Below are 25,512 nucleotides of genomic sequence, written 5' to 3' on the forward strand. Positions count from 1 at the left end.
CCAGTATCTTGGGAAACCACCCGGAGCCTGGCTACGGCGCTATTCTCGCAAATCTCGAGATGGCGGAAAGATCGATCGCAAGGCTGCGCGCGTCCTCGCCTTCGGCTCCCACCCGCTTCAGCATCTCGAGGAACGCTTCAGGGTCTGGCTGGCCCAGCGCGAGGCGGTAGTAGAGCAGGTCCTTGAGCATCTGCTCCTTTCTGACGGACCTCAGGCTGAACCGCCAATCGAAGCTGATGCTCTCGGGAAGACCCGCGTCGGGCAGCCACCAGCGTTCCAGGCCGGTGTCGCCAGAGGGCTGCTCCCGCGCGACCTGAAGCAGGCTGGAGAAGGGGCTGCCCTTTTCCGCTCGTGCTAGCGCGGCATCGCGGTGGCTGCTGGCGAGCGACTGCCTGACGGCGAGGCTGCCGAACCGGGCTATCCGACCTTCCCGCTGTTCGAAGTCCACCGGGTCCGAGGGAAGGTCCCAATGCACGATGCGACGGCACCAGAGGTGGAAGTCGAGTCCTTCTTGGCCGACGGACGTCGTGCACAGGACATGTGGCCAGAATGGGGAGTTGAAGGCGCGGCGAAGCGTGTCGCTGCGCAGCCTCCCGCCCTTCTTCTTTCCCGTGCGCCTCTGCTCGCCTCCAGCGAAGGGTGCCACCGCCTGAACGGGAACCCGGTGCCTTCCCTTCGCCCGCTTGAACTGCACGAGACCGGGGCGGTCGAGAAGGCAGCTGGAGAGTTGCTCCACGATCTCCAGCCCACGTGCGTCGCCGAGTTGCCCGACCAGGCAGATCTGCTCATCCAGCACGGCCTCGAAGCCGCCCTTGAGCATCGCCTCGCACAGCGCGTCCGGGTAGCGCGGGCGCGGCGAGGCCGCGAGGATCAGCTCGGCGAAGGAGCGATGTCCGAGATAGCTCCGCAGCCGGTTCCACGCGAAGTCGAAGACGCGCGCGTATTCGCGCTTCAGGTTCTGCGGAATGCCGTGCCGGTTGACGCAGCGTGCGACGATCGATCCCGGGGCGGAGACGATGTGGTCTGCTAGAGCCGCGAGCTCAGCCCGCGAGATGGACGCGATCGGCTGGATTGACCTCCAATCCTTCGACTTGCCACCGGTTCGAGTGCTCGCGGCGAGCGAGACGACGCGGTTGAATGCCTGCGTGGAGATTCGCCGCTCGATGCCGCAGGCGACGATCCAGGTCGGCCTCTTTTCGTCGCCATCGAAGCGCACACCCTTCCCGGCGAGGAACTCCTCCAACTGCTCCTCCGCCTCCAGCCGCACTGCTTTCAGGCCCGCCTTGCTTGCCTTTATCGGGTCGATAGCCAGGGATAGGTTCGGCCATTGCATGAAGATGCCGACCAACGCGCCTGTCTCGCTGCCGCCGGGCCTGAGGAAGGGCGCCTTCTTGCCGTGGCCGCCGACGCCTCTCGTGAGATCGATCGAGAGCAGCGCTGAAATGGAGGTTGGCGCTCCTCGCCACTTGCTGAAAAGGAGCGTCTTCCCGGGATGGGTCCGCTTCGAGGACCAGGGGCCTTCTAGCCGCCACCATGGCACCGTTGGCGGCTGCCACGGCAGAGCGAGACTTTCAGATCCTCCCGCCATGTCCGAGAGCACTCGCAGCTGGGGATGGGCCAGTCTCCCGCGGCCGGAGCCGGCCTCGAAGGGCGGTGCCTTCGCGTCCGACAGCTTATCCCAGACCTTGTATCCATGCAGGGTCTGGGCGGGATAGGGAATCGAACTCCACATAGCGGGCGCCCAACCCGCGAACTCCTTGCCGCAGTTCTCGGCGAGGTGCCGGAAGAGCATCAGGTCGCGCGCCTCGATGTCGACCGGATGATTGTCGCGCTTGAACAGATCCTCCTTGTGGACGAGCGCGCGCTCGGTGCGCGCCATGAGCGGCGCTAGCAGCGTCTCTAGGCGGGATTTTGCCTTGAGCACTTGCTCCCGCACCACTTTCGGGGATCCAGGCGCAGCGAGCGCGTCGTGATAGTCCCGCATCGCGGCCTCCACCGTCACACGGCAATCGGGATCGTCCGCGAGGAACCCGGTCAGGTCGACCAGAGCCCGGTAGTGCTCGACAGGATGCATCTCCTCGCCGGTGAGCCGCCGAAGCCGGTAGGGTGTTGCGGAGAGCAGCAGGACCGCGGGCTTCTGCTCGCCGTTCAAGAGTGCATCGACGAGAAGCTCGTGCACCCGCGCGCGTTCACGCTTGAGCCGGTCCTCCGATGCGTCCGGCCGCGGGATGATAAGGTCGGCGTAGCGATGGAACTCGTCCAGGATGACAAGGTCGGGACGGACTGCCTTCGAGCGCAGGGCGGCCAAGGCGAGCGCGGATCGGAAGCGGGCGATAAATTCCGCGAGATCGACGTTCTTTGGTTCGAGCCAGGCGATGATGGCCTTCTCGAGGTTCCCGGTCTGACAGTCGAAGATGTCGCGGAGCGCGCGTTCGATGCCGATCTGGGTATATCCATCGAGGCTTGCCGCCCGCTCGTCGAGTAGTGGTCTTGCCTTTGGTCCCCTTTCGCGGTCGAGCCGCATGACGATCGGTCTCAGGAGGTCGAATCTGTCAAGCACCCGGCGGATTACGGCACGCTCAGCCTTGCGGCCCGTCCGAGGGCCAGGCTTCCATCCAGGTAGGCTGGTCTCGGGCGTGAAGGTGAATATGCGATAGCCCTTGCCTTCATCGGGCAGCGCCCCGGGCACGAGCACGAGCCGGTCCTCTCCCGTCTTGTAATCCTTCTCGTCGATCTCGGTAAGCGACACGAACTTCAGGCGGTTCTGCCCCACGATCTCCAGGCTGGGGCAGAGATACATGACGTTCAGCCGGCGGCGGTTCTTGCGAAGCCCTTCGGCGACGGAGCGGGCGATGACCGTCTTGCCCAGGCCGACCTCGTCCGCGACAAGGAAGCGTCGCGGTCCATCCGCCTCGAGGCGATCGAGTGCGACCTGGACGGTCCTCTTCTGGAATTTCGCGAGCGTCGTCACGAGCTTGTGCCGATCGCGTCATGGACGGCCTGCAGAAACGGCCGCACGTCCTCCACGTCGGCGAGCGCCGCCGTTCGCTCCTGGTCGTCGGGTATCGACGCGAACACGTCCGCGAAGGAGTCCAGCATCGACATCATTCCCGCTACGCGACTCTCGAACGCCTTGTGGTCGCGGGCCCACGCGGCGAGCATCGTTTCGAGCGTGAAGATCTGAGCCAAATGGCCTGTTGGGTCCCGTGGTCCAGGAGGAAGGCCGGCGTCAGACCAGCGCTGCCCGCCGGTGCCATCGACCCCGTCGAGAAGCGATCGAAGCCAATCGCGGAACCTGTTCGCCCCGACATACCGCGCGAGTAGGGCCCGATCCCTCCGCTCAAGATCGACGCCTTCGACGTCCAGGGTCTGGACCCAGGCGCGGCACACTTCCGGGCCGCCGAGGCTTCGGGCGCGGAAGTTCACGAGGCATGTCTGCTCGCTCGTCGGTGGCGCGTTCGCGATCAGCAGGATGGACCGGTCGCCCGGTTCGATCGCGGACCAAGCCTCCAGGTCGAGAAACGGCGACACCTCGAACCGGGCTAGCTGCAGCGCCTCGTCTTCCCCTCCGCCGATCAGCAGGTGCAGGCCGTCCTCCCTGTAGGATAGGCTGAAACCGACTTCGAGGAACTGGCTGATGAGGTCGTCGAGTTCGCGCGTCGCGCGCTCCTTTTCCTTCTCCTCGGTTGTGTCCACGTCGACAGCGGCGAGGTCGATGCCGCCATTGACGAACCCGTAGAGTGAATCCGCCAGGGCGGGATCGGTGATGTCCAGGATCGCGACGGCCTCCGCGTTGGGGCCGGTCAGGCCTCGCCCCGTCAGGTTCGCGCTTCCCAGCATCAGTGCGGTGCGGCTGCCCTTCGATACCGCGAGGAGCTTGGCGTGGATTCCGGTCGAGGGAGGGTCGTCGAATTCCCCGACCACCTCGTCCTGCTGCTGCTCGACGGATACAGGGGCGGCTGGCTCAGGTGCCGCATCGACGCGGAACCGGACCCCGTCCACAGGTGCGCATCCGGCTCCGGCCAGTTCCGTTGTCAGGAGCGAGAGGTCGGGCGCGCCGGCCTTCAGCACCTCGGCGAGGCCACCTCGGTCGATGAAGGGGCTGACCGCGCAACACCGGTCGGCGCGCGCCAGCAGTGGCGTGTCGATGAAGCGCCGCGTCTGGCCATGGCGGCGCCACAGGATGCTGCGCACGCTGGTGCCTGGAGGGGCCAGCCAGCGCGCGGACTTCAACTCGGCGAGTTCGGCTGCGGAGAGGTGCGCGTCCGACAGTAGATCCTCCGCGAGCCCCGCGATGTCCGGCACTGGCCGCGCGGTTCTGGCCTTCGACGTCACCAGCAGCAGGCCGGCGTCCCGATCAGTCGATCCGGTCAGATTTCTGCTGCCGATCCAGAAGCGCCACTCGACGCCAGTGTCCGAGGCATACCGCACCAGGGCCGTCTTGGGGTGCCAGCTCTCCCTGCGCTCATTCGAGGCGACGGCGCGCACCATCGTGTCGAGGAGCGGCAGAACTGACCGGTGCGCGCTGGGCGCGACGACGCGGCTTAGCTGGTGCAGGACGAGGAGCTTGCCGCGCACCCTGTCGAACGCCTTAACCAGCCCGAGGGGCGAGGCCTCGAATTCCGTGTCCGCATCGCCGCCGAGCGCGAGCACGAGGCCGAGCATCGCGATCAGGTCGAGCGAGTAGGTCGTGACGACCGCGCGCGACACAGTCTGGCCGGTGATCGGGCGCAGCGCTCCGAAGATCGAGACGCGGTCGTCGCGCCGCCCGAACGTCACAAGGCCTCCATGACGCACTGGATCATCCCGCGCACGACCGGCCATCGGTAGTCGAGCGGGGTCGCGATGCCCTTCTGCCAGTCGCGGCGGCGCTGCTCGTTCACGAGATAGGCCCGCACGTCCTTCAGGTCGCGCTCCCTTATGGTCAGCGCGTTGGCGATGGCGTCGAGGGGGCGTCGCTCGCGCACCCATTCCATGACGGTCTCGATGAACGCGGCGAGGTCATTGTCGATGCGGGTCTCGGTCCGGAGCGCTGCTACATCGAGGTCGAGCGCCATGTCCCGGTGCTCCTCGATGAGGCCGGGCAGGGCGTCGGCGTGGCGGTGGTCCTCGGCGTTGCGATCCGCGTTGCGCCGCTGCTCTATAAGCGCGGAGTGTGCGGCCCGAGCGATGCACGCCACTGAAGCGGCGCGTTCGGCGAGCGCAAGGGCCTCGCGGTCTGGCTTCGTCGCGGCGTTGCGGACCTTTGCCGACCACAGCGATTCCGTCGTGACTCCTTGCTCGATCAGCCTGCTGAGGAGTGGCTGCGTGCCGCCTCTTCCGGCCGCCTCCCAGAGCCGCCGCAGGTATCTCGCCTCGCGCGCGAGAAGCGCGAACTCGAGCTTGCCCGTCTTGTTGCGCCAGCCGGGCGGCGGGGCGGGCAGTCCCTCGAAGAGGTCGGCCGTTCTCGACTTGCCGTCGTCGCCGTCCTCCCTCGTCACCAGGCGCGGCCACAGAGCCCTTAGCTGGGTTTCGGTCGGGGCTTCGCCGAGGCCGGCGACAGGGGTGGCTATCCGCCACGAACGGAGCGCGGTCCAGTAGATGGTGCTCGCACGCACGACTGGACGCTGATCCGCCTCGTATTTCGTCCATCCCGAGATGCCCGAACCTTCCAACGTCTCGACCGACTTGATCAGGCGGCGCGAGTATCGCCGCTCTATCTCGAACAGCCGGTCGATCGAGAAGCGCTCGCCAGCCGTGCTGGAGAGCAACTCCTGGTAGGACCATGCTACGAAGAACACGTATCGGAGCTGGGCGTGCTGGACCGATGTCCCGGGGAAGAAGCGGTCTGCGAACGCGAAGTGGATCGGGGCGAAGCCGAGCTCGTCGCGCGTCCCGTCGGACGAAGCGCTGGCGAGCAGCCGGTTGGCGGCCGCCCGGTCCGCCTCCGACAGCATGAACCAGCCGATCGCGGGCGCGGCGCTACGCATCATCCGCTCCTGCTTGGCCACCCGCGAGCGGACTTCGCCGGCTGACTTCTTCGCGGTCGAGGTCGGGGCCGCCTCGGCCGCCGTCCCGAGCCCAGGTTCCGGCGCGAGGCCGTAGTTCACAGCGAGGCCTCGGCCTGCGTTGAAAAACGAGGTCCGTCCGGGTAGCGGTGTTGTAGACCGCCATAGAAGAGCACGCAGTTCCTCCCCCCGAGAACACCATGAAGATGTCGGGACCGAGTTGACCGAAGAGCTGCGGACGCACTGTGTCCGGCAGAGAAGCCAATGCGGAGCTTGCCAAGAATCACACCCCCGCGGCGAATAGGCCGCAAGCTCCTGATCGGGTCAAGGAGGACGTTTTCGTTTTCAATGGATTACAACAGAATCGGATCGGATTCCGAATGCATTGGGGACTAGGCGCGGGTCGCTCGACGAGATTATCGGTCGAGGTGATCGCGTTGCTTGCGTTTTAGCTGTCGCACTGTGATGACTGCGCCGTTGGGAGGTTGTCGGATGAAGGGCGTGTTCGAGATCAGTGGCACGTCCCGCTACGACGACCTCATCGCCGAGCGATACCACTTCCCGCGGGTCTATCTCCGGGTCGCGGAGCGCTTCGTCGGCGACTGGGTAGTCTACCGCGAGACGGGATCGGACGGCGGACGCAAGGCCTACGTCGCGGTGGCCCGCGTGCAGCGGATCGATCCGGATCCGAACGACTCCGGCCTCTTCTACGCACGCGTGACCGACTTCCTCGAACTCGGTCACGCGGTGCCGTATCGCGACAACGATGGCCGCTTCGCGGAGCGCTTCCTCCGGGAGCTGCCCACCGTCTCGGTCGTCGGACGGGCGCTGCGGGGCCGCTCGGTCCGCGAGATCGGCGCCGCCGATTTCGTGGCGATTGTCGATTCCGGCCTCAGCAGGACGCTGGATCAGCAGAACGCGATCCGTCTGGAGCTGGAACCTAGGTTCCTCGACCCGGCGACGGAGAGCCTGATCCAACAGCCGCCGACCGAACGCCGGATCGAGGAGATGCTGGTCAACCGCAAGATCCGCGACGCCGCCTTCCGCGGTCTCGTCCTCGACGCCTACGATAGCACCTGCGCCGTCACTGGCCTGCGGATCGTCAATGGCGGCGGCAAGGCCGAGGCTCAGGCCGCGCACATCTGGTCGGTGGCCGACGGCGGGCCTGACGAGGTCCAGAACGGCATCGCGCTATCCGCGACGGCGCACTGGCTATTCGACCGCCACCTGATCAGCCTGGACGACAAGTTCGGGCTGCTCGTCTCGCACAACAAGGTCCCGGCGGAGCTTCGACAACTGTTCCCGTCGTCCGGTCGTCCGATTCGGCTGCCGTCCGACGCGCGGCTGCATCCGCGGCCCGAATACGTCGCACGGCATCGTGAGCGGTTCGCAGGTATGGCCTGAGGTGGCGGACGAAGCTGAGACGATCGGGGCCTATGACGGCGCGGCGGCCGAGCTGGCGGAGAGCTACGACCGGCCCGAGCTTACTGGGATTTACGCAAGCATCGAAAGCCTTCTCCGCGATCCGGTCGCGGGAGGGCTGGCGCTCGACGTCGGCGCCGGCTCAGGTCGCGACGTGCAGTGGCTCGCAGACCTCGGATACGAGGTGGTGGCGGTGGAACCGGCCGCCGCGATGCGCGCGGAAGGTGTCAGGCGGCATCCGTCGGAGCGCATCCGCTGGATCGACGATCGGCTTCCGGCCCTGGACGCGGTCCACAGGCTCACGCTCGCCTTCGACACGATCCTGGTAGCGGGCGTCTGGCAGCACGTCGCGCTTGGCGGGAGAGAGCGGGCCTTCCGGAAGCTCGGAACGCTTCTGAAGCCGGGCGGTCTCATGGTTGTCACGCTGCGGGATGGCCCTGCGCCACCCGGGCGTCCGATGCATCCAACGCCGCTCGGGGAGATGGAAGTGCTGGCCCGCTCCCATGGGTTGGAGATCCTGCGCGTCGAACGCGCGGCGGACGCGATGGGCAGGGCCGATGTGTCGTGGACCACCGTGGTCCTGCGCGTGCCCGACGACGGCGGGGGTGCGCTGCCTCTGCTGCGCGGCATCATCCTGTCGGACGACAAGTCCTCCACCTACAAGCTGGGACTTCTGAGGGCAGTCGCGCGTGTCGCCGAATACGCACCAGCCACCGCCCGTCCGTGTGTTGACGCCCTCGATCCGGACGTCGTCGAGATACCCTTGGGCCTCGTCGCGGCGAATTGGATTCGGATGTATCTTCCATTGGTGCGTTCGGGGCTCCCCCAGGCACCGGGGAATAGCGGACCTGATGGTCTCGGCTTCGCGAAGTCGGGGTTCAGGGCTCTCGTCGAGCTCGGCGCATCGGCGCAGGATCTTCGGCCTGGAGCGGTGAACTCGGGTGACCGGGCGGCAATGGTCAGGGGGGCGATCGGCGAGGCCGCGGCGACGATCGCGTCGATGCCCGCCAACTTCACGCGCTTCCCCAACTCGGATCGGCGGGTCTTCGGTGCGCAACGCGCGCGCGGGCGTGGACCACAGGGGACTTTGGTTCTCGACGTGCCGACGCTTCGTGGCTGGGGCACGATCACGGTCCCCGGAAGCGTGTGGCGCGCGATGACGCGCTTCGGCGCCTGGATCGAGCCGGTCCTTGTCGCCGAGTGGGCCAGGCTCACGCGCCGCTATGCCGCACGGATGGGGATGGTGGTCGAACCTGGACAGGTGGAGGCGGCTCTCGAATGGCAGGAACCAATGCGGAGCACCGTCGCGGGGCGCATGGCCGCGCAGCGTCTGTTCGCGTCAGGCAGGACTGTCGAATGTGTCTGGAGCGGCCGGCGACTTACAATGGCGAGCCTCGACGTCGACCACTGCCTGCCCTGGTCGGCGTGGCCCTGCGACGACCTCTGGAACCTGCGGCCCGCCGACCGGCGCGTGAACCAGCACCAGAAGCGCGACCTCCTGCCGTCGGCCGCCCTCCTGGCGTCGTCGCGCCCACGGATCGTGGCCTGGTGGGAGTACGCCTGGCTCGAGGACCCATTGCTCGGCCAGATCTTCGTGCGGGAGGCGGCCGCGGCGCTCCCCATCGAGACCGCCGCGACCCCGGAGGATGTCTTCTCCGCCCTGGAGTGGCGGCGCCTCCGATTGCGTCAGGATCAGCAGTTACCGGAGTGGCGACCAGTCCTCTGAATGCTGGCGGCAATCCTAGACTGGCTTCGCGCGCCGTCTGCGCAGTTGCCACTCGTCAGCGAACGCGCAACGTGGCATCCGACGTCGATGACGCCGCTCACAGTCTATGATCTGACCGCCTTGGGCGCCTGGCTGGTAGATCAGAACTCGCATCCGGATCTGGTTGGGGCGGTCCGGCGGGCGATGGATGTATCGTCCGCCCACCGCGACCTCGATGAGGCGCTGTTGGCCTTGCGGCTGCTACGTCGCCTCACGAGCGGCAGTGACGAGACGGCGCTCGACGATGCGGACCTCACCACGATCGTCGGGTCGTTGATGACGAACGCCGTCATCCTCTACGCGCGCGCCACCGACACCCAGCCTATCGACCGCAGGCCTTGGTTCGGCATCTCGAAGCTACCGCAGTCCCTGCGCGCCGCGCACCGCGAGCTGATGCGGCTGAGGAACAAGGAGGTCGCGCACTTCGGCAAGGGCGAGCCGGTTGACGGCGCCCCGCTGCTTGTCGAGGCCCTGGTGCTGAGGCCTTTCGACAAGGAGCACCCGATCGGTCATCTCTCGAGCCGCGCCCACAACAGGGCGGCGCTCGCGAAGCGGGCCGAGGGCCTCGTCGAGCGGGTGTTGGCGCTTGCTACGCAGGCCGTGAGCGACCGCCACACCGAGGTCTGCAGGGCTCTCACCGAGCTCGCGAAGAACCACGACCCCGTAATGGCGCGGCTGCGCGGCTTGCCCCTAGCCGACCCCCGACTTCTGGCGGCCGAAGCGCACAGTCAGGAGGGCGCGACCAGGTCGACCTCTGCCAGAAATTATAGCCGCGTCGCGGTGGTCGAGATTCACGACGAGGCCGCGCCCGACGACGAGTCCGGTCCAGTCTGATCGGCCGCGCCCATCGAGATCGCTGTTGCAGCGTCACCGTGCCGCGCTAGTCTTTCGCCATGTGCAATCTCTAGGCTCCTCGCTGCGCGTGTGCATGGCGCGAGTGAACCGTGGGAAGCCCCAGATCATCGTGCGAAGATGGCGCTTCCCGCCGCTCTCGAAGACGACGGGGCCCGGGAGCCCCTCGACCGTCTCGACAGGCATCTCGATGCTCGGGACCGGTTCAACGCCGAAGTGGCTGGCGACCTCGGCTGCGGTGCTGGCGAATGCGTGCCGCTTCGACATTCGACCTTCTCGTTTCGACTCGGAGAAGGGCATTTTATGGCGCGAACGAAGAGAGAACAAACTTCCCTTGCGGGCCGATCCTCAGATCTCCGCCGATGGCGCTGAATAGGCGTCGCTCTGTTCGCGTCGACGTTCTCGGAAGATGAAATCGCGGGCTTTCTGCTTCGGCCCCCCGGTTGCCGGGGCGAGTCTCCGCGCGATCAGGTTTGCCAGGGGGATGGCTGCCAGGGGAGTGACGTAGATGCCAGCTAGGACCGCAAGCGGCGACATGAAGTGCAGCCCGAAGATGACGCGGAGAAGTCCCGTGACGGCCAGCAGGACGACAAACGAGACGGCGCCGACGAGGCGTCCCCGGATCGCGAGAAGCCAACACCAGTTCGCAGCGGCCCGAATCCAGGCGACCAGCAGCAAAGGGGCGCCGAACGCCAGCAAGAGCGTGAGGACGAGGAACGCGAGGTCTATCGCCGTGCTCATGCGCCGTCATCCTGGCCACCGGTGGCCGAAGCGGGAGATTCCTCATCCTCGTTTGCTTCGTGCTCGACTTCATCGATCACGATCTCGGGGATGTTCTGGATCACGATGTTGAGGATGACGGCGCTCTCCAGCACGACGACGCCGCCGACCCAGTCGCGGTCGTGCGTCTCGATGTGCGGGATCAGGTCGGGCTCATCGGCCTTGGTGTGCACCACCTGGTAGACGAAGCGTTCCGGGTCCGCGAGACTGATCGACTTAAGCTCGCCGTTGTCTCCCTGGCGGATGTCGGCGACGACACCCTGGTAGCCGATGCCGTATTCGCCGTGCAGCGTGTTGGTGAGGATGTAGGCGATCGGCTTATAGCCGTGGCGAAGCGGTCGCACGACGTGCTGGAACACCCAGCCCTGCGAGCGGACGTCGAATTCGTCGAAGACGATGTCCAGACCCTGCGATGTCACCAGCTGCCAAGCCAGCAGGCACTCGAAAAGGACGGACATGGCGAAGGCGAAGATCGACGTTGTCGAAGGTTTCGAAGCGCCCAGCGCCAGGCCGACCGCCATGTCGTAAGGATTTTGGATGAGTGGCCCGAGGGAATGCCCGAGGCTGTCGCCGAGTTGGGCGGCGGCGGCCCAGCCCAGGCTCACCAGCCCATATCCCAGGATGTGCATGACCAGCGCGATGCCGAGGGCGACGAATAGGGCCGTCACCGACGTCAGCTGCAGCTCAGGCCGCTTCGCTCCGTGGTGGACGTTCTGGAAGTTCCAGCTGACCAGGGCCGTGATACCCGGCAGAAGCAGCACGAGCCCTGCGAGAAGGGCGAGCGTGAAGTTCAACTTGGGCTATCAGTCCGCTTTGCGGTCGGGACGAACGCCCCAGCGGCCCGTCGTCGCGTCACGCGTGACCGTGCTGCCCTCGGAATGGCGCCGCTCGTTCGCGAGACGCACGAGTTCCTGATAGCCTCCGACACGACGGGCCGCCGCGGCGGTGTCGCGCTGGTCTCGGCGGGTGGTGATGGTCGACATGTTGGAAAGATAGGTCTTCCTGCTGTTCACGTAAAGGACCTGGTTTGAATGGAGACCGGGCGTTACGTGAAGATGCCGAGATCGACGGAAAGTCGCCACCGTTACGTCCCGTGGGGAAGTCATGAAATGAGCCAGGAGGCACTAACCGCTTTCGGACGGGCCGACGCACTTCAGTCGGCACTCGGCCTCACGCCGGCGGTGGGCGTAAAGATCGCTGCCATCATCTCGTTTGCGGGCGGCATCGAGTATCATCTGGAACGTGCGCTGTGGCGAATCCGCGGCATCGACCCGAAGGGAACGAAGCCCGACACGGACGCGCGGATGATCACCGACCTCATCACAATGCTGGAGAGCGCCGCTGCGGCGCAGGCCGATGGCGAGAGGCAGCTTCTGCAGCTCTGGTGCGCCGCCGCGAGGTCGGGATTCACGATCCGGCACAACATCGCGCACGGCGTTCCGATGAGGATCGGCGGTGCATTGGCCTACATGCGCAACCCCCGATGGGAGGGCGAGCAGCGCAAGCGTGAGTTCGGCGACTTCTGGGCCGAGGACAACACGCTAGACCTCGTGCGGGAAGCGATGGCGACACTGCTGAGGATCATTGCAACCTTGTCCAAGGACGACGACCTTTCGGCCGTCGCGACGCAGCCGGCATTGCGGGCGTTGCGGGCGGCGCGGTCGGTCCTCGGCGAATTCGCCAGCCAGACCTACAATCCCAGCTACGAGAAGTATTGATGACGGTCGCATCTGCGACCGGTCGCGGTCAGCTTACGTTTGTCGGCACCCTCAGCAGCAGGTAGCGGAGCTGCCGCGTGGCTTCGGTCCAGGCGAAATCATAGTCATTCCTGAGCGTGATGGACGCCAGCTTGGATCCCGGGGTTCGGTAGGTCATCACGGTCCCACCGGCGTATCTGCGCCCGTGTCGGAAGTCGAAATCGGCGGTGTCGGGCGAGTAGTTTTCCCAGTCGATATAGTGCGGGTGGTTGGTCGCGACGAGCATGAACCCGATGTCGGCGACGTCGCCGCATTTCTCGAGGCGGGCGATGTCCAACATCGCTTTGTGCCGGTTGACTGGTTCGGCCTGGCTCGCCTTTTTGAAGAACTTTAGTTCCATCGCGCACCGCCACTCCCGATCGTCGTCAGTCGTGAGCCGAAACCAGATATCGATCCTCCCGCGCCCGGACCCGCCGAGCGGCTTCTCCAGTTCGATCGAGAACGTCTCGCGCGGATGGACCATCTCCAGGTCGGCGACAGTCATGATGATGCGGCCGAGGTGGAGTTGGAGGGAGGCCTCGCTCTGGACCGGCACGCGGCCGCCTTCGATCTGGTCAAATAGGATCGGGACCGCTTTCTCCACGATCCGCTGCAGCCGCTCGATGCACATCAGCCGAACCGCTCGTGAAATTCGCGCGCCTCGTCCTCGCGCTCGAACTCGAAGGTCATCGAGTTGTAGTGGGTGCGCTCGAAATCCTCGCCGGGCCGGTCCGGATCGTGATCACGAACCAGGGGCTGCTGACCATCCCGGCGGTAGCCGCCGACACGGAGCCCCATGCTCTTGTCCTCGATGTTCCCATAGACGAGCACCCAGCCGTGCAGGCGCAAGACAAACGCGTTGATGGCTTCAAGTGTCTCGCCGTCCGCTACTTGGGGAATCGATACATTTGAACTCGCCATCCAATCCTCTCCGGTTGCGGCAGGTCATGGTCACTTCGGCGCGGAAAAAAGTGATACCAACTCCGCATAGTCGCTGTAGAAATATTCCCCTTCCGATCCACTCAGCTTGGGCTTGTATGGCGCCCTTTGGATCGTCCGCTTCGTTTGGTAGTCCTCGATGCTCAGGGAGCGGAAGAAATCCCCGTCCATGTAGAGGTCGTGAGGATCGTGATCCCCGTTCCTGATCGCCTTCCTCGCGGCCTCATCGATGAGCATGATCTGCGCGAAGGGTAGGCCTAGGCTGTTGAGGCAGATGTGGTTGTGACTTGGGGAGATGTGGAGCAGGGCATCGTCGTAGTATTCGTTCGATCCCGATGCGAACACCGCATAGACCTCTAGACCGAGAGTGTCCCTGAAGACCTCCCGGACTTCGGCAAACAGCTCGATCAGCTTTTCAGGGGCATAATTGTAGGCGCCCTTGTCGAACATCCCAACCGTCCAGTTCGTTTTAAGCAGTAGGCTGTCCGCGAACGAGATGAATGAGATGTCGGGATGTGCGGCCGCCAACGTATCGAGCCTGTCACGCAGTGCGATGAGCTTGCCCGTCTCGAGCCTGCCGTTCTGGAGTTCGTCACCCATCGCGACCACGTCGATCATCGCGAACAGGGAGTTGCTGCGCAGGTGCACCATCTCGAGCCAGTCGCCTTTGACGAAGACGGTTGGCTTGCCGTCGTATTTGTGGACTTCGACGCACTGCACGATCTCGGTCAGCGGAAGGACGATCTTCAATTCGTGGAAGCGTTCGTGGGTGTTCGGATACCAGGAGATTTCCAACCCGTGCGTCAGCTGACGTATGACCGACGCCGGCATGATATATCCTACCTCGTAGGGACGGGCTGAGGGGCTGGCGCCACCGCTCTCTTCGTCCAAGGCATCGTTGATTAGCCAAGCCTGCTCCCACTCAAGGAGATACTTCTCATCCATCAGGGCGATGTCTTGATCGATCGGCAGGTCCTCTGGGTCGTATGTGTCGAAAAGGCCGCTGCTGAACATCCTGGATCCCGCCTGTTAGATTGACGGAGACCGGACGAGACATCCACCCTCCGCCAAGGCTGCCAAGATGCCTCATGGCGACCGTATCCGCTAGGTCGTTCTTGGCGTGCGAGGTTCCCGTCATCGGAAATCGCTCGTCTTGACCTTGATGCCCTCGACTGGCTCGCCGGGGATGATGCCCGATCCCATCAGCCCATGCGTCGAAGTCCGCTTCATCCACGTTGCATTACCTCTGCCTTACAATAGACACTGCTGCGCTCGCGCACCGAGATGAACAAGCGTCCACTTCCGGACGACGGCAAGATGCACCTGAACGGCTGTTTGTGGGTCTTGCCGTCGTAGGCCTGTCGGTCAGGAGGCACGATCCGCACTGACATGTAGCCCACTTGCGAAGAACAGACTGGATTTTACCAGCCTTCTCGGCCTTAAAGCCCCTGCGGGAGGATCAAATGGCGCGGCAGCCTACAAAAAAGAAGAAATTGCCCGTGATGGTGTCCTCGACCGTTTACGGCATCGAGGATCTTCTCGACCAGCTATACGCGCTGCTCGACAAATTCGGCTATGATGTCGTGATGTCGCATAAGGGAACGATCGCGGTTAATTCGACGGAACACGCATTCGAAAGCAGTCTGAAGGCAGTCGAAAAATGTGATTTGTTCGTCGGACTGATCATGCCCCATTACGGTTCGGGCGTGATCCCGGGTCAGTTGTCGATTACGCACCAAGAAATGCGCCGCGCGATCGAGATCAACAAGCCGCGATGGTTTCTCGCCCATGAGTTTGTGGTGTTTGCGCGCCTTCTGATGCGAGGCTCGGGTTTCAAGACAAGCGATGCCCGGGCGAAGATCGCCTTCACGGGCGCCGGTGCGCTCGACGATTTGCGGGTTATCGACATGTATGAAGCAGCGACGCTGCAGGATAAGGCCTTCCAGGAACGCCAGGGCAATTGGGTCCAGAAAGTCCATTCCGCCGAGGATGCATTGCTGTTCGCGAGCGCACAGTTTCACCGCTATGCGGAGATCGAAGAGTTTCTTCGCGATCATCTGGGCGACCCGGACACAGTGAAGGCGAGCGTCGAGGCAAAATCCGGTGGTAAGTAGTTTCATCGCAAAGCAGATCAGGGCCGGCGAGGGCCAGCATACCGAATTCAAATCGGATGCGCGCGCGGTCGACACGATCGCTCGGACAGTCTGTGCTTTTCTCAATACGCAGGGCGGCACGATCTTTTGCGGCGTCAGCGATGACGGAATTCCCACCGGACTGGCGGATGCGGAAGGCGATCGAACCTGGCTCGAATCGCGGCTGCAAAAGGCCATTTCGCCCAAGGCTTTGTTCACGATGAGCGTCGAGCTCATCGCCGGCGCACCTGTTGTCATCATCGAAGTCCCAGAGGGTAAGGATCGTCCCTACGTTCATGCCGGTGCCGTGTACGTCCGGCAGCGCGCCGTAACGCGGGCAGCAGACGCTCGCACGTTGCGCTCTCTCGTGCAGAACGAGGCGGCGCAGACCGAGCGTTGGGAGCGAAGGACGTCGCCGGCGCTGGAGCTCGAAGACCTGGACGGCGACGAGATAGAATCGACGGTTCGGGAAGCGCAGACCTGGGGGAGATACGTCTTCGGCACCGACCATGATGCACGCGGTGTTCTGGGCACGCTGGCAATGTTGACCGCGACCGGCTTCACCAATGCCGCCGACGTCGTCTTTTCAAAGCTTCCTGCGCGTCGTCAGCCCCAATGTCGCATCCGGGTCATTCGTTTTGAAACGGAGAAGAGCGGAGACACTTTCCTCAATGACCAGTGGTTCGACGGACCATTGGTCCGCAGTTTCGAAACAGCGTTTGCCGCGGTGTCGACTCAGGTTCCGGTCCAGCATTTTTTCCCCACCGGGCAGGTCCGCCGCGAGGAGCGCCCGCAATATGCTTTGGAGGCACTGCGCGAAGGCTTGGTGAATGCCGTGGCGCATAGGGATTATGCTTCCTTCTCAGGCGGCGTCACGGTCTCGATCTACCCTGGTCGCATCGAGATCTGGAACTCGGGGCGTTTGCCGAGCGGGCTGCAGCCGAGCGACCTGAAAGGCGTGCACCCGTCCATCCCGACAAATCCGGACATATCACATGTCCTTTATCTGCGCAGGCTGATGGAAAAGATCGGCCGAGGCACCCAGAAGATCATCGCTGCGAGCAAGGAGCTGGGAGCCCCCTCGCCGCGCTGGACCGACAAGCCCAGCGGCGTCACGCTTACCTTGTTTGCAGCGCGCGAAAGTAGCGACGCCGCGCTCGGTCTGAACTTGCGCCAGCTGGAACTGTTGCGGGGATTGAATGCCGGAGATCAGGTTCACCCCCTGGCCTACACACAGTCTCTGGAAGGGAACGTGTCCGAACGTCAGGCGCGCAGAGACCTCTCCCTTCTGGAAGAAGCTGGTTTCCTGATACGAAGGGGAGCGGCACGAGCCACTTATTACGAGCGGACGGATCGCGAGATTTGAGGGAGCAATTCGGCGTTATCCGGACATATCCGGTCTCGGAAACAACGCGACCATAAGGCTGATTAATTTGCCGCAGCAAGTAGCCAGGTTCTCTCTCGAACAGGGGAAACCGGACAAATCCGGACATTGCGTTCGGAGCGCATAGCTTGCCCGGCCATATCGCCGAGCACTCCCTACGGTCCTTTCCGCTTCGCTCTCGGCGATATGGCGGGCAAGCTATACCATTAGCTTCGCCTCGCTCCGATGATATGGCCGGTCCGGAAAGGCGTCCAATCATATTCGCTTTACTGTGGCATTCCTCGGACCAGCTGATCTGGAAGGAATGTCGTAACGGCGAATCCGGCCAATCTGATCGGCGAACTGGCGCTTACTTCAGGAAGCTCCAACGACGATCTCTTACGCTACGCATCCATTTCGGTCTTTTGCCCGGCAAACCATCACGGCTGAGCGAGTTTCCTCCAAAAGATCGCTATGATCGGCTGCGCCGGTTTGAGATAACGTGCTCACGCTCATTGCGCGCCCGTAACCAAGCCGCTCGAGGTTCTGGAATCTTGGCTGGACGACCTGCGTCAGACCTTCAAAAACCGCTTGCAACCGAAGGGGCGTCCACAGATGGGTCACCGCCGCCGCGAGGCTGGCGGCGGCTCTCGACCAGAATTGGTCGTTCGCTTTGGATTTGGTGAACGTCCGGTCCTGACGGAAGCTGCCGACCGGATCTGTTTATGCGGATCCGACCATCGCGACCAGCGTGCCGAAGGCGAAGTAAATATCGCGAGGACCGATGGTGGTGGGTTATCCTCTACGAATGGACGACAACAACAAAATGCCCGGTCCCGCCGGAGTGACCCCCACGCGAGCGCAGATGGCCGGCTTCGACGCGAATGTCTGCGCCTCGCCCTTTAAGATCGCGCCGGAACGGAATGCCGAACTGCTCAAGGAAGTCATGAGCGGCACGGCATGGGAACTGGAGTTCAATGCATCGCTTTATCGGGAGGACAACACCTTCCGCGCAAGGCCCGTCTCGAAGATCGTCGAGGTGAACTACGCCGCTCTCGCTAGTGTCTAGCTTTTCGCGAAGGCGGCGTGGCTTGTCGCGCGCGACGGGATGGGGCCGCACAGGAGCGACTTGCCGGCGCTCGTTGCCGGACCGGGGACGACAGTGTTTGAGGCACGACACCTTGCAGACGCCGCACGGACGATTATCGCCAACAGCGGTACGCAATGGCCATCCGACATATCTCCACCGGTTCCTGGAGCTGTGGAGAGAGAGGAGGAGTGGTAAGTCAACAACGTCGTCCTCGGCGCCACGGGTGCTGAGGGAGCGAACCTGTGGTACGCTACGGAGACGATGAAGGCGCTTGTCCACCTGTCCCTGCTCGTAGCGATCAGCGTGCCTTCGGCTGGCGTGGGCGCGGGAATGGTGGCTTGGCACTTCGCGAGATGCACCGTCCCCATCGGATAGCTGACGGCGATCGACCGTTCTCTCCCATCAAAAATCTACCGGAGCACCGACAACCACAATGCTGCGTACCGCCGAAATCGATTCGATTCTGTTCCGCCATCTGACCGGGAAAGCGACGCCGGCGCTTATCCATCCGACTAACAGCGCCTTCGACCCGGAAGGGTGGCGTCAGGTGGTGGACAACGAAGGTAAAGACAGGCTGGAAGATCGTGACGTCTGCCTCGTGCGGGTAGCGATGCTGGTCGGACTTCAAAACGCCGTTCTCCGCACGGACTACACCGCCGATCTCTTCGCTGGCTTCACGCCCAGCCAGGTTCTGATCCTGGCCATCGCCAACGCGAACCGAGGCTTCCTCATTCTCCACGAGAAGTCGCGTTCGGCGCTGCACGATGCGCTGGAGGCGGCAAGGCTCGAGGGGCGGCCGATCGATCTCGGCGCGGCCAACCAGATGTTGATCGAGCCCGCTGAGGGTATTTCGCCTGCAACCGGCGACGACATTCACACGGCGCTGATCGATTCCCTGCCCCACTGGTTCGCGCTGGCGTTGGCGCCGCCGGCTGGGACGAGAGCTGCCGACGAGAACCTCGGGGACGTCGCGCAGCGCGCCGGAGCGATACTCTCGCTCGAGCACGCCTTCCGCATTGTGTGGCAGGAGGCGCTCTGGTCGCCATGGAGGTTCGCGCGGCTGCCCGAAGGCGGATGCGTCATGATGCCGGAGAACGAGGACTGGAAAGCCGGCTGGCGGATCTGGAGCCTTCGGGACCAGACGCTGCACATCCAGGGGGCGATGCTGAACAGGCAGATCGAGCGGATGATACCGGGTGTGCCAGTGGATCAGCCGCTGCAACTGACCGTTGTCGCGATAGACTTCGATACAACGCCGCCAACGCCAACCTTGGCCGAGCCTTCGGAGGCGCAGTCGCTCGCCCACCGGATGGCGCTTGATGCCCTCGACGACACCTACACGATCACCTTCGCCGATCAGGACGTCGGAGGCCCCGGCGTCACGTGCTCGCTCCTCTCGCGGGTGGTCATCGTGCTGCATGATCTCGTCGAGGCGGCGCTTCCGACAAGCTACGATCCGTCCGATCCCGACTGGGTCGAGATGGAGCGCCTGGCGTGTCGGCTCCCAATCGCGATGGTCGCAAAGGCCATCGCCAGCTGCCTGAGGATCGGGATCGGGCTTGCGACATCCTGCATCGACTCCCTCACCTCGGATCCGGCCGCAGGCCTGTCTGAGCTTTTCAGGATCGGTCTGTGGCACCGTCCTCTTGTTCGCATGCCCGATGGCGAGACCGTGCTGGTGGTGGCCGGCCCCCTTACTTGGGGCTCCGCGATCAGGAGGACCGAGCGCTGGCTCCAGTCAAAGAGCGGCGACGACCTGACGAAGACTCCCAACGGGCTCGTCCACGAGGCGCGCGTCCGCGAGGACGTCGCCCGCGCGCTGGCGGGGAACGACGTCCTCGCGCCCGGCGAGCGGGCCACCTCCCATCTACCCCGGGGCCGCGCTAAGGAGGAGATCGATCTCCTGGTGCGGATCGGGGAGACAGTACTGGTCTGCGAGATCAAGTGCCTGCTGGCCCCTGCCGAGCCGAGCGAATGCTTCAACTACGTACGCAAGCTGGAAAAGGCGGCCGAGCAAGCTTCGCGCAAGGCGACTTGGCTCGAGGGCGAGCAGACGCTTGCGTGCGATCTGCTCGGTGGATCCAGCGCCCTTCGGATGATTCCGCTGGTCGTGGTCAACCAGAGCGCCGGGGTCGGTCTGAATTTCGACGGCTGTCAGATCACCGACGCCCACTTCCTGCGGATCGTGATGGGCAGCGGCGAGTACCACTCCGGCGCCAAATTCAACGGCGACGAGCAGCCCGAGTTCAATCTAGTGACCCTCTATTCCTCGCTGGCGGAGGCGCAGGCCGTGCTTCCTAACGTGTTTGCGGACAATCTCGGCGTGAAGCGCTACCGGGACGCGGTGGAATGGGCCTTCCAGCGCATTCCGCTCGCCGGCGATGAGGGGGAGCTGATGATCTCCTACCCCGTCGTGGACGAGGAGGCATATTTCGCCTCGGGCCCGTTCGCCCACCAGGAAGAAGTTGACGGGGACAAGGCCGAAGAGACCGAAAGCTGAGGGGAGCGGGCGCCGAGCCTGACCCCCAGGCGCAGTCCGACGCCAGCGTTGGTCCGGTAGCAGTCGACCAGCTCGGGACATTCGGCTTCGTTAATGTCAACGTCGGCTTCTCTATCGCGGCTTAAGTCAACAGGCAGACGCCCCTCTCCGCCGCCGCGAGTGCGCCGGTCGTGACGGATGGGCAGGGGACTAAGTGAAATACTGGGTTTCTGCTGGGCTCGAGGTTGCCGCACGGGGTTCGTGCTTCTCTCCGGGGTCGGCACGCAACCGCCCCATGATGGGGTAAGAGAAAGCGACGTGGATCAATCTTTTGGACGCCCTCTCGATGGGGCTGCCGACGTTACGAACTCACGCCACCTTCGTCCCCGTGGGGACCTCTTTCTGCCGAGGCAGAACCGTAAAAACTCCTGTCTGAAATCGTATCAGGCGGCCGCGACCGCGGTGGTGGGTTCACTGCCCCAACGGAAGTCGGTGCCATCCGTCCACATGCGGTGCAGGACGACGGCCAGGCGACGTGCGACCGCGACGATGGCGCGCCGCATACCCCGGCGCTGCGCGACCTTCATCCCCCAGGCCTTGAGCCACGACCAATGCCGGCTCTGGGTCATCAGGATCTGCGCCGCTTCGTACAGCATCGTTCGCAACATGGTGTCGCCCGACTTGGAGATACCGCCGTCATAGTCGATTTCGCCCGACTGGTGCCGCCGCGGCGTCAACCCGACATGCGCGCCGACCGCTCTGGAATGGACGAAGCGCTGGGGTTGATCGATCGAGGCCCGATAGGTGAGCGCAACCACCGGGCCGACGCCGGGTGCGGTCATCAACCGCCGGCACACCGGATCGTGCCGGACCGTGTCGAGCAGCATCTTGTGGAGCGTGGCCAGCTGCTGGCGCATTACCCGTCGCACCGTCAACAGCGGCTCGACGATCGCCGCCAGCCGCGGGAAGCCCTCGACCAGGTGACGGATACGAGCCTCGTACCTGATCGTGCTGACGACACCCACCTTGAGCCCGAAGTTGCGCAACGTGCCGCGCATGTCGGACTCGATGTCGATCAGCTTGCGCTGGACGAGCTTGCGGCTGGTCAGCAGCATGCGCTGTTCCTGCGCGGCCAGCGTCTTCACGTGCACCGGTTTGAACAGGCCGACCCGCATCATCTGGGCGATCCCGCGCGCGTCGTTGCGGTCCGACTTGTTGATCTGCTGCGCCTGCAACAGCGCCTTCATGTGCCGTGTCTCGACGCAGATCACCGGGAGGCCCGCCTCGCTCAGACCGTTCACCAACCACTGCGACAGCGGCCCGGCCTCGATCCCGACCCGCATGTAATCGCCGCCGACCGAGGTCAGCAGCACGGCAATGTCATCGGGCTCGGTCGGCACCTTGCGCTCGCACACGACCTTGCCGGCATCGTCCACCACGCAGACCGACGTCTCCTTAACCGAGACGTCCAGACCTACAAAATGCGCCATCGCTCACACTCCTTCCCTCGATGCACGAGGTCAGGTCGACCCCGATCCAAGCATCGTACGTGAAGGGGCTGCAATCTCATCTGCTGTCGAAGTGCAGCCGCCGCGATACACCATCTTTTGCCGAATCCCGCCATTCGGGCTATGTAAACCGGTCGGTCGGCTAAACGTCTTAATTCGGTCATTCAGCGGCAGCGACACGATTCCTAAAGCTGGCAATTATTGATATGCTCGCGCCGCTGGTGACCATCACGCTTACGCGGTCTCATAGGCGGCCTTTTTCAGACCAGTGGGAGCAAGGCGGCGAGGTCCGGGCGGGTTCCGATATTCTGAGTGAACGGTGCCAGAGCCGAAGCAGTCTGGGGCGATCCCGTCGTCCTTAGGTGAGCACGCACAGCATTGGGGGTTAACGGCCGGCCGCGCGCGCGCGCGACACCCTGGAGGCAGGCAACCACGCCGGTTACGATCGGCGATGCGCTCGAAGTGCCGCTGAAGGTACTCGTGAACCATTCGTCCTCGCCGGTGCCGGCATAGAGGTCACCATAGCCCGTACTTACAACTTCGCGTCCCCAACCCTGACAATCCACTCTCGAGCCGAAGTTGGAGAAGTCCAGCCGCGACCGATCAGGTCCGAACGTCCCGCTTGGGGGGGCACCTGCACCGACAATGATCGCGCCTGAATCAGCCGCACCTCGGAACGGATTTTTCCATGTTGCAGGAAATCCGGAGCCGGCCGCATCGTAGAAGATGTCATCGAGGTCTTCCGCGCCGTTCCCAGCCGCCTCCACGACAATTATGCCCTTTTCGGCTGCCAACTGGATCGCGAGAAAATCGTCCGGCCACCACTCGACAGCGATAAAGCCGCGCTGGTCGGCTCGCGACGCATAGTTGAAGCGCGGACCCGGTCGATGCATCTCGAGAAGGATGATGTCGCCAGCGGCCAGCAGTGATGCAGCGGTCTGGATCGCTTTCGCGGAACCGAGACCATTATGGGAGACGCCGGCGAACGGCGCGGCCGGGGCTATGCCCGTAACGCCGAAAGAGTTTGTCGCGCCGACGATTTCACCGAGCACGGCGGTCCCATGATTGCGCCATGACAGCTGTGGATAGGGCGTGCCGGCCCTGCATCCTCCGTTCCCGACGGTAGGAAGATCGATATGGGTGAAGCACCAGCCGCCTTCCACATCGACGATCGCAACGCCCGCGCCATCACCGCCCGGCTGGGACCAGGCAGCGTTCGCATCGATGCCGCCCGGCGCTACGCCAAGATAGCCCTGCTGCGGGACGAAATCCGGGATGATGCCGGCGGGCGCCATTGGTGCGGCAACTTTCGCCGCCAGGTCAAAAGGGGCGATCGGATTTTCCACTTCCGGCTTTACGTAGGCGCTTTCGACTTGAGGCAGCGCCTGCAGCCGAGCGGCCAGCGCGTCCGCGTTGCCATCGTCGATCTCCGTTCGGAAATAGCGGGAAAGCGCCTGCTCGGCCTCGGTCCGTGGACGCTCGATCAGATCGGGGGCGCCGACGTCCTGAAGCACGGGCTCAAGCGCGACATTGAAGGCGTTGAGCACGTCGGTGAGCAAAGGTTCACCGGCCTCCGGCGCGAGCGCAGCGGGGGCAGCTTCATCCGAGAAGACGACGACGACTTCCTTCATGCTCGTGCTCCTTGTTAACGGTTCGAAACGGGCCAATCCGGACAGCCAGCGATCGGGTGTTGGCGAGACGGTTGGGCCCGCCCTCTCGTACCCTAGAATTGCAGCGGATCGAGAATGTCGTTGCCGCGACGATCATGACGGCGACGACGAGCAGCGCCTCAATCATGCGGACTAGGCTACCCGCGCCTGATACGAGCAGGACATCGGTGCGCTGGCGGCATTGTCGACCGCGTCGCGAACCTTGCTGAGACGCGATGGCGGCAGGAAGCAGCGCACGAGGCCAAGGGCAACGACCTTGCCGGTTGTCGGGTCGCTGAGCCTGAACGAGGTGAGCAGGCCGGAGCTGATGACGGCTGCGCCCGGAAAGCCCAGCGTGTAGATAACGCCGGTCCGCGTGAGCAGCGTGCCTCCGGCCTGTTCGACCGCCACCCGGAGCACCAGCGTGCTCGCGCCCCGAACGGTCTCCAGCTGCACGGCATTGATGAGAGCGCTGGGGGCGCCCTTGTCGCCGGGAGCGTTAAGGCTTGTCACCAGAGCGTCGGCGGTGGTCAGCGCCGTCTTGGCCTCGGTCGTGTCACAGCTGCGGAACGACGTCTCCAGTGCCAGGAGCGCCTTATACTGACGATAGACCTCGCTGCCCGACAGCTTCGCCATCGTGACGTCGGCGGGAGCGGCGAAGGCGGCGACAGCCGTTCCTGTGGGTGCTGCCACGAAGGCCGCCGGCTTTGACCAGCCTGATTCTGGGATGAGCGGTGTCGCGTTTCCGTTGATCAGGACCGCGTCGATCAGCATGCGGTCGGCGACGCTGAGCGTGATCGGGCTAATGCTGGTATCGACGGCGGTGGCGGCGATCACGTCTTTCGGCAGGACAGGTCCCAGCGATGGTGCGGCAGGAGCGTCGGGCGCAGCGATGGCAGGCCCGTTTGGCCCGGACTTACATCTGACGGAAAACAGAGCCGTGACCGCCGCCAAACGTTCGAGCACGACATCGGGCTGGTTGAGGTTGACGCTCTCGTCCTGCGCAAGAACCAGAACAGTTCGGTTGCCAGCGGCCTTATTCGTGATGCCGGCAATGATTCCTCCTGTCTGGAGGACAGCATCGCTACCAAGGATCCCGGCCTCGATGGCTCCGGATCCAGTACTTGCCGTCGTCTTGCCGCTTGCGGCAGCGATGCCGAGGCCGGCAATGACGCCTGTGGCCGGATCGTCAGCCATGGCTGCGGTGGGTACCAACGTCGCAAGCATTGCGAACGCCACGCAAGAGGCGGTCGAGTGTCGGACGGATCGTGAAATTCGCATGCAATCCCCTCCCCAAGGATACGCAACGGCCACGCGTCGTGAACTTTCGACATTCCAACTATATTATGGAACGCCTCGTTTTGCTATCGGAATCGGAGCCGTTTGCCTGATTGTTTCTTTTGCGCATCGGTCGCGCAGTCGAACTCCAGAGCAGTGACAGTCTCGCTGCATCAGGGATCCACGTCTTGCCTAACCACTGACGTGATAGCTTGCGGCGAATCCGAATATGCAGCCTGCCCGGCCAACTACGGGTGTTTCTACCATGCCTGGGACAAATTGCTCATTCAAAATGCCTGAACTGAAATAGATTGGTCGCGCTCAGCGATATGAATGAGTGACAGTTCTCTGAAAGCGCCGAAGCCTGGCTGATTGTCTAGATCTGACAAGAGCTGACTTTCAACTTGTGGCATTGGAACGACGGGTTTGTCCCACGAACGAACGGCGGCGGTCGACCCAAAGCCCGTCGTTCACTTCATGTGCGGTAAACGTCCGTTATTTATGGAAGCTGCCGATCGCGCCGGTCAATGCG

Annotated in this window: 20 protein-coding genes; 8 read left to right on the top strand and 12 right to left on the bottom strand. The window is 63.9% G+C overall.

All coding sequences use genetic code 11. The features are described from left to right. Positions 1 to 31: 31 nt before the first annotated feature. Genes EAH76_RS10905 through EAH76_RS10915 form a run of 3 tightly spaced genes read right to left on the bottom strand, consistent with a single transcriptional unit; the run spans position 32 to position 6,089 of the window. A complete protein-coding gene (locus EAH76_RS10905) occupies positions 32 to 2,971 on the bottom strand; it encodes a DEAD/DEAH box helicase (protein ID WP_140850204.1) in 2,940 nt (979 codons plus the stop codon). Beyond that, the gene (locus tag EAH76_RS10910; RefSeq protein WP_140850205.1) at positions 2,968 to 4,779 is read right to left on the bottom strand and encodes a phospholipase D family protein; all 1,812 of its coding nucleotides are present in this window, start codon (positions 4,777 to 4,779) and stop codon (positions 2,968 to 2,970) included. Before EAH76_RS10910 ends, EAH76_RS10905 begins: the two co-directional genes overlap by 4 nt. Beyond that, positions 4,776 to 6,089, bottom strand: coding sequence for a DUF6361 family protein (locus EAH76_RS10915; RefSeq protein WP_140850206.1), 1,314 nt, complete (start codon positions 6,087 to 6,089; stop codon positions 4,776 to 4,778). The genes EAH76_RS10910 and EAH76_RS10915 overlap by 4 nt, the downstream gene beginning before the upstream one ends. A gap of 390 nt (positions 6,090 to 6,479) precedes the next feature. On the opposite strand from EAH76_RS10915, the gene EAH76_RS10920 reads away from it, so the two are divergent. The 3 genes from EAH76_RS10920 (at position 6,480) to EAH76_RS10930 (ending at position 10,008) form a co-directional block, all read left to right on the top strand. Then, the gene (locus EAH76_RS10920; protein WP_140850207.1) at positions 6,480 to 7,391 is read left to right on the top strand and encodes an HNH endonuclease; all 912 of its coding nucleotides are present in this window, start codon (positions 6,480 to 6,482) and stop codon (positions 7,389 to 7,391) included. A gap of 1 nt (position 7,392) precedes the next feature. Further along, positions 7,393 to 9,135, top strand: coding sequence for a class I SAM-dependent methyltransferase (locus tag EAH76_RS10925; RefSeq protein WP_161989022.1), 1,743 nt, complete (start codon positions 7,393 to 7,395; stop codon positions 9,133 to 9,135). A gap of 87 nt (positions 9,136 to 9,222) precedes the next feature. After that, complete coding sequence (locus EAH76_RS10930; protein ID WP_140850209.1) at positions 9,223 to 10,008, top strand: hypothetical protein; 786 nt, start codon at positions 9,223 to 9,225, stop codon at positions 10,006 to 10,008. Between the two features lie 366 nt (positions 10,009 to 10,374). Here the strand turns inward: EAH76_RS10930 and EAH76_RS10935 are convergent, their stop codons facing one another. The 3 genes from EAH76_RS10935 to EAH76_RS10945 are packed head-to-tail and all read right to left on the bottom strand — an operon-like array spanning position 10,375 to position 11,789. After that, positions 10,375 to 10,767: a hypothetical protein gene (locus EAH76_RS10935; protein ID WP_140850210.1), complete on the bottom strand. Its 393-nt coding sequence runs from the start codon at positions 10,765 to 10,767 to the stop codon at positions 10,375 to 10,377. After that, positions 10,764 to 11,600, bottom strand: a complete 837-nt coding sequence (locus EAH76_RS10940) for a hypothetical protein (RefSeq protein ID WP_140850211.1) — start codon at positions 11,598 to 11,600, stop codon at positions 10,764 to 10,766. The genes EAH76_RS10935 and EAH76_RS10940 overlap by 4 nt, the downstream gene beginning before the upstream one ends. 9 nt (positions 11,601 to 11,609) lie before the next feature. Then, entirely contained in the window at positions 11,610 to 11,789 is a 180-nt protein-coding gene (locus tag EAH76_RS10945; RefSeq protein WP_140850212.1) for a hypothetical protein, read from the bottom strand. 126 nt (positions 11,790 to 11,915) lie between these two features. On the opposite strand from EAH76_RS10945, the gene EAH76_RS10950 reads away from it, so the two are divergent. Continuing rightward, positions 11,916 to 12,524 carry a hypothetical protein gene (locus tag EAH76_RS10950; protein WP_140850213.1) on the top strand — a complete coding sequence of 203 codons (609 nt, stop codon included), beginning with the start codon at positions 11,916 to 11,918 and terminating at the stop codon, positions 12,522 to 12,524. A gap of 28 nt (positions 12,525 to 12,552) precedes the next feature. Here the strand turns inward: EAH76_RS10950 and EAH76_RS10955 are convergent, their stop codons facing one another. From EAH76_RS10955 to EAH76_RS10965, 3 genes are read right to left on the bottom strand one after another with little or no spacing between them, the layout of a single operon-like run. Then, positions 12,553 to 13,173, bottom strand: coding sequence for a hypothetical protein (locus tag EAH76_RS10955; RefSeq protein ID WP_140850214.1), 621 nt, complete (start codon positions 13,171 to 13,173; stop codon positions 12,553 to 12,555). Further along, positions 13,173 to 13,463 (bottom strand): hypothetical protein, encoded by a 291-nt coding sequence (locus EAH76_RS10960; RefSeq protein WP_140850215.1) that lies wholly within the window; start codon positions 13,461 to 13,463, stop codon positions 13,173 to 13,175. The genes EAH76_RS10955 and EAH76_RS10960 overlap by 1 nt, the downstream gene beginning before the upstream one ends. Before the next feature lie 30 nt (positions 13,464 to 13,493). Next, positions 13,494 to 14,495 (bottom strand): hypothetical protein, encoded by a 1,002-nt coding sequence (locus EAH76_RS10965; RefSeq protein WP_140850216.1) that lies wholly within the window; start codon positions 14,493 to 14,495, stop codon positions 13,494 to 13,496. 449 nt (positions 14,496 to 14,944) lie between these two features. On the opposite strand from EAH76_RS10965, the gene EAH76_RS10970 reads away from it, so the two are divergent. From EAH76_RS10970 to EAH76_RS10985, 4 genes are all read left to right on the top strand, one after another. Beyond that, complete coding sequence (locus EAH76_RS10970; RefSeq protein WP_206667858.1) at positions 14,945 to 15,595, top strand: DUF4062 domain-containing protein; 651 nt, start codon at positions 14,945 to 14,947, stop codon at positions 15,593 to 15,595. Then, positions 15,585 to 16,979 carry an RNA-binding domain-containing protein gene (locus tag EAH76_RS10975; protein WP_140850217.1) on the top strand — a complete coding sequence of 465 codons (1,395 nt, stop codon included), beginning with the start codon at positions 15,585 to 15,587 and terminating at the stop codon, positions 16,977 to 16,979. The genes EAH76_RS10970 and EAH76_RS10975 overlap by 11 nt, the downstream gene beginning before the upstream one ends. Positions 16,980 to 17,784: 805 nt before the next feature. Continuing rightward, the gene (locus EAH76_RS10980) at positions 17,785 to 18,045 is read left to right on the top strand and encodes a hypothetical protein (RefSeq protein ID WP_140850218.1); all 261 of its coding nucleotides are present in this window, start codon (positions 17,785 to 17,787) and stop codon (positions 18,043 to 18,045) included. 454 nt (positions 18,046 to 18,499) lie between these two features. Next, positions 18,500 to 20,566 (top strand): hypothetical protein, encoded by a 2,067-nt coding sequence (locus EAH76_RS10985; RefSeq protein WP_140850219.1) that lies wholly within the window; start codon positions 18,500 to 18,502, stop codon positions 20,564 to 20,566. 422 nt (positions 20,567 to 20,988) lie between these two features. Here the strand turns inward: EAH76_RS10985 and EAH76_RS10990 are convergent, their stop codons facing one another. The 3 genes from EAH76_RS10990 to EAH76_RS11000 form a co-directional block, all read right to left on the bottom strand. After that, positions 20,989 to 22,035 (bottom strand): IS110 family transposase, encoded by a 1,047-nt coding sequence (locus EAH76_RS10990; protein WP_140850220.1) that lies wholly within the window; start codon positions 22,033 to 22,035, stop codon positions 20,989 to 20,991. Positions 22,036 to 22,313: 278 nt separating this feature from the next. Continuing rightward, a complete protein-coding gene (locus EAH76_RS10995; protein WP_140850221.1) occupies positions 22,314 to 23,684 on the bottom strand; it encodes a S8 family peptidase in 1,371 nt (456 codons plus the stop codon). Between the two features lie 171 nt (positions 23,685 to 23,855). Beyond that, positions 23,856 to 24,899, bottom strand: a complete 1,044-nt coding sequence (locus tag EAH76_RS11000) for a hypothetical protein (protein ID WP_140850222.1) — start codon at positions 24,897 to 24,899, stop codon at positions 23,856 to 23,858. Between the last annotated feature and the right edge of the window lie 613 nt (positions 24,900 to 25,512).

It is taken from the genome of Sphingomonas glacialis, assembly GCF_006439055.1.
In the GTDB taxonomy this organism is placed as follows: Bacteria; Pseudomonadota; Alphaproteobacteria; order Sphingomonadales; family Sphingomonadaceae; genus Sphingomonas; species Sphingomonas glacialis_A.